This window comes from Mesorhizobium sp. M4B.F.Ca.ET.089.01.1.1 (assembly GCF_004022605.1).
Taxonomy (GTDB): Bacteria; Pseudomonadota; Alphaproteobacteria; order Rhizobiales; family Rhizobiaceae; genus Mesorhizobium; species Mesorhizobium abyssinicae.
In genome coordinates, this window is the sequence record NZ_RZOS01000442.1 from 1 (window position 1) to 4,573 (window position 4,573).

Genomic DNA, 4,573 nt, shown 5'->3' on the forward strand with positions numbered 1-4,573 from the left:
GAGATGGACTACGAGGCGGTGTCGCTCAACGACACGCTGGCCGAGACGGTGGCGATGATGCAGCCGCAGGCCAACCGCGAGCGCGTCATCATCCGCTCCAGCTTCGCCTCGCGGCTGCCGGAAGTGGTGGCCGACCTCAGGAGCGTGCGCCAGATCGCCCTCAACATCCTGTCGAACGCCATCCGCTACACGCAGGCCGGCGGCCAGGTGATCGTGTCCACCGCTTACGAGACCTCCGGCGACGTCGTCATGCGGGTGCGCGACACCGGCATCGGCATGAGCCAGGCCGAGATCGAGCAGGCGCTGAAACCGTTCAAGCAGATCAATGCGCTGAAGCGCGGACGCGGCGACGGCACCGGCCTTGGGCTGCCGCTGACCAAGGCGATGGTGGAGGCGAACCGCGCGCGGTTCAGCATCACCTCGACACCCGGCGAAGGCACGCTGGTGGAAGTCGCCTTCCCCTCGACCCGGGTGCTGGCCGAATAACGCGCTGCCGGAAAAAGAAAAGGCGTCCACCGGACGCCTTAAGGATGGGATTGCTGTCACAACGGGGGCTTGAGCGAATCTGAACCTCAGGGGACGAGGAACGGGATTTCTCCCTCAAGTTACATGCGACTATCGGCGCCGGCCCTTAACAAATCCTTACCCGCCGGGCGGAAAATTTACGAATGTGTACCACTCATGAAATCTAGGTAAATTCGGCCGACATATTTTGTTTACCATTGCGGAGATGGTTAGCCGGCGAGCTGCGGCAGATTGCGGAACAGTTCCAGCGCCTCCGGATTGGCAAGCGCCTCCTTGTTCTTGATGGCGCGGCCATGCACCACGTCGCGCACCGCAAGCTCGGTGATCTTGCCAGATTTGGTGCGCGGAATGTCGGTGACGGCGACGATCCTGGCCGGCACATGGCGCGGGCTTGCGCCAGTGCGGATCTTGGCGCGGATGCGCTTTTCCAGATCCTCGTCGAGCTTCACGCCGGCTGCCAGCCGCACGAACAGCACGACGCGCACGTCATTGTCGAAATCCTGGCCGATGCACAGCGCCTCGAGGATTTCCGGCATCTGCTCGACCTGATTGTAGATCTCGGCCGTGCCGATCCTGACCCCGCCCGGATTGAGCGTCGCGTCGGAGCGGCCATGGATGATCATGCCGCCATGCGCCGTCCATTCGGCGAAATCGCCATGGCACCAGACATTGTCGAAGCGCTCGAAATAGGCGGCCCGGTACTTCTTGTCCTCGGGGTCGTTCCAGAAGCCGATCGGCATTGCCGGAAAGGCTTTGGCGCAGACCAGCTCGCCCTTTTCCTGCCTGACCGGCCTGCCGTCGTCGTTCCAGACATCGACGGCAAGGCCGAGGCCGGCTCCCTGGATCTCGCCGGTCCATACCGGCTCGATCGGCACGCCGAGCACGAAGCAGGAGACGATGTCGGTGCCGCCGGAGATCGAGGCCAGATGCACGTCCTTCTTGATGCCGTCATAGACGAAGCGGAAATCCTCCGGCGACAGCGGCGAGCCGGTCGACGAGATGGTGCGCACCGTCGAAAGATCATGCGTTTTGATCGGCTCGAGGCCGGCCTTGCGCACCGAATCGATGAATTTCGCCGAGGTGCCGAAATAGGTCATCTTCTCGGCGTCGGCGAAATCGAACAGCGCATTGCCATCCGGGTAGAAGGGCGAACCGTCATAGAGCAGCAAGGTCGCGCCCGAGGCGAGGCCGGAGACCAGCCAGTTCCACATCATCCAGCCGCAGGTGGTGAAGTAGAAGAAGCGGTCGCCTTCGAGCAGACCGGCATGAAGCCGCTCTTCCTTGACATGCTGGATCAGCGTGCCGCCGGCCGAATGGACGATGCATTTCGGAATGCCGGTCGTGCCGGAGGAAAACAGGATGTAGAGCGGGTGCGAGAACGGTAGTTTCTCGAACGCCACGGGCTTGACGGCGAAGGAAGACAGGGCCGCCTCCAGGGCATCGGCCTTGTCGATGGTCGCGGCGACGTCGGTCGAGGTGCCGAGATAATCGACGATCAGCACCTTGCGCACGGTCGCAAGCTTGGCCGCCACCGCCTTGACTTTGTCGGCGACCTCGATCGCCTTGCCATTGTACCAGTAGCCGTCGGGCGCGATGAAGACCACCGGCTCGATCTGGCCGAAACGGTCGAGCACGCCCTGCTCGCCGAAATCCGGGGAGCAGGACGACCACACAGCGCCGATCGAGGCGGCGGCGAGCATGGCGGCGACGGTCTCCGGCATGTTGGGCATCATCGCGGCGATGCGGTCGCCCTTCTTCACCTTCAGCGACAGGAAGAGCTGCTGCAGGCGCGACGTCAGCGCATTGAGTTCGTTCCAGGACAGCCGCCGCTCCACCTTGTCCTCGCCGCGAAAGACGATCGCATCGCCGGAGCCGGTTTTCTTCAGCAGGTTCTCGGCGAAGTTCAGCCTGGCGTCGGGAAAGAAGGCGGCGCCCGGCATCCTGTCGCCGTCGACCAGCACGCGTTCCCCCTTGTCGCCGACGATGCCGCAGAAATCCCAGACAAGGTCCCAGAACGCCTCGCGATCGTCGATCGACCAGCGGTGAAGCTCGGCATAGGAGGAAAATGCGGTGCCTGTTTTCGCCGCCGCGGCCTTCATGAAGGCGGTCATGGGCGCCGCGTCGATCCGGTCTTGCGTCGGCGTCCACAAGGGGGTGTCGGCGGCCATGGTCGTTCCTCCCAAGAACGCGTCGTGTTTGCGGCAGTTAAGCCCAATGTCGCGACCGTCGTTGTCCCAAAACCGGCGCATGATTTCGGCGACGGTCGGTGGCACGCTTATGCATACCGCAGCGCAGCAGAGCAAGATTTTGTTCGGCCAGCACCTCCAGAGTGTGCGCAAATGCCATCGCCGGGCCATAAAGACTTGAAATGCGTCGGCGCTGGGTTACACCCGTCGGGCGATTTGTCGGCAATGGAAGCATATAGGGCGATATGCCATCATCTTTGATCCGGCGCGGAGTATGGGCGGTCGGCGTTGCCGTGCTCGTCATCGCGCTGGTCGTCGCCGCGCTGCCGCTGATAGCCTCGACCCGCATCGTGCGCGACCGCATCGCCTGGGAGATGAGCGCCTGGAGCGGTTTCAGGGTCACCATCGACGGCTCGCCGCGCATCGAGGTGTGGCCGACCTTCCGCGCCATCCTGACCGACGTGACGCTTTCGCAATGGACCGAGACCGACGCGCCGCCGGTGATCGAGGCCGAACGGGTCGAGGTCGATCTTTCGGCCATGGCGGCCCTGCAAGGCGACGTCGTGTTCTCGACGGCCAGGCTGGTACGTCCGACGATCAGGGTCCAGCGCACCGCCAAGGGCCTCTTCCTGCCAGCCATTCCGACCGGCGGCCGCATCACGCGCTCGATCGACACCGCGCGAGGCCTCGTCACCGCCAACCCGCAAAAACCCGATCTCGGCAAATTGCCCTCCGACCCGTTCGGCACCGTCGAATTCCGCGACGGCCGCGTGGTGGCCTCGATCGGCGGCAAGGAGCAGGAGATCCTCAGCAGCCTGTCCGGCCAGGCGAACTGGGCGGCGATGAACAGCAATGCGACACTGACGGCGACCGGGATCTGGCGCGGCGAAAGCGTCGCCGTCGACTTCGCATCGGCCAAGCCGCTGGTGTTTTTCGCCGGGGGCGCAGCGCCGATCACACTGTCCTTCAAGGCTGCGCCAGCGAGCTTCTCCTTCGATGGCATCGCTTCGATGTCGGACAACGCCTATTTCGACGGCCAGGCAAAGTTCGCGGCGCCCTCGCTGCGGCGCGTGCTGGAGTGGTCGCAGGCCGGCATCGCGCCCGGCGCGGCGATCGGAGCGGTCTCGGTCGCTAGCAAGGTGACGGCGGCGGCCGGCCGGGTGAAGTTCGAAAACACCACGGTGGCGCTCGACAACAATCCGGGAATGGGGGCGCTGGACTTCTCCTTCAGCGAAGCGCTCCCGGTCATCTCCGGCACGCTCGCCTTCGACACGCTCGACCTCAGGTCGTTCCTCTCCGCCTTCACCCCGATCACGCCAACCGGTGAAGCCGGCCCCGGCGAGATCGACACCAGTTTCGCCGACAAGATCAATCTCGACCTCCGCCTGTCGGCGGCGCACGCCACCGCCGGACCGGTCCAGCTTGCCGACGTTGCCGCCACGGCGCAGGTCAAGAACGGGCTCGCCGTCTTCGACATTTCCGACGCCTCCGCCTTCGGCGGCAACATCCAGAGCAGCCTGCGCTTCGACCGCAAGCCCGAGGGCACGCAAGTGGAGATCCGGCTTCTGGCTTCCGACGTCGATGGCGGCGCGTTCGCCACCGCGGCGGGAATGACACGATTGGTGCCTGTCGGGACGGCAACCGTTTCGGTCATCCTCAAGGGTCCGGGCAGATCCTGGAATTCCATCTTCGAAAATGCCGACGGATCGGTCTCAGCGACCGTCGGACCGGGCGCCCTCACCAGGCTCAACCTGCCGGCCTTCCTCAAGCATACCGAGCAGGGCGGTTTCTTCGCGCTTGACGACGTTGCCGACGGCACGCTGCCGATCGATGGCGCCGAGATCAAGGCCAGCATCTCCAAG

The 4,573-nt window shown here is 64.5% G+C and carries 3 protein-coding genes; 2 read left to right on the top strand and 1 reads right to left on the bottom strand.

What is annotated here, in order from left to right:
• Positions 1 to 486 (top strand): ATP-binding protein (locus EN780_RS28075; RefSeq protein ID WP_133372742.1); only part of this gene is annotated, 486 nt, incomplete at its 5' end.
• A gap of 248 nt (positions 487 to 734) precedes the next feature.
• Here the strand turns inward: EN780_RS28075 and EN780_RS28080 are convergent.
• A complete protein-coding gene (locus EN780_RS28080; RefSeq protein WP_128275924.1) occupies positions 735 to 2,693 on the bottom strand; it encodes an acetoacetate--CoA ligase in 1,959 nt (652 codons plus the stop codon).
• A 263-nt stretch (positions 2,694 to 2,956) separates the two neighbouring features.
• Here EN780_RS28080 and EN780_RS28085 point away from each other — a divergent pair.
• Positions 2,957 to 4,573, top strand: a 1,617-nt coding sequence (locus EN780_RS28085) for an AsmA family protein (protein ID WP_133372743.1), incomplete at its 3' end; no start/stop codon positions are given.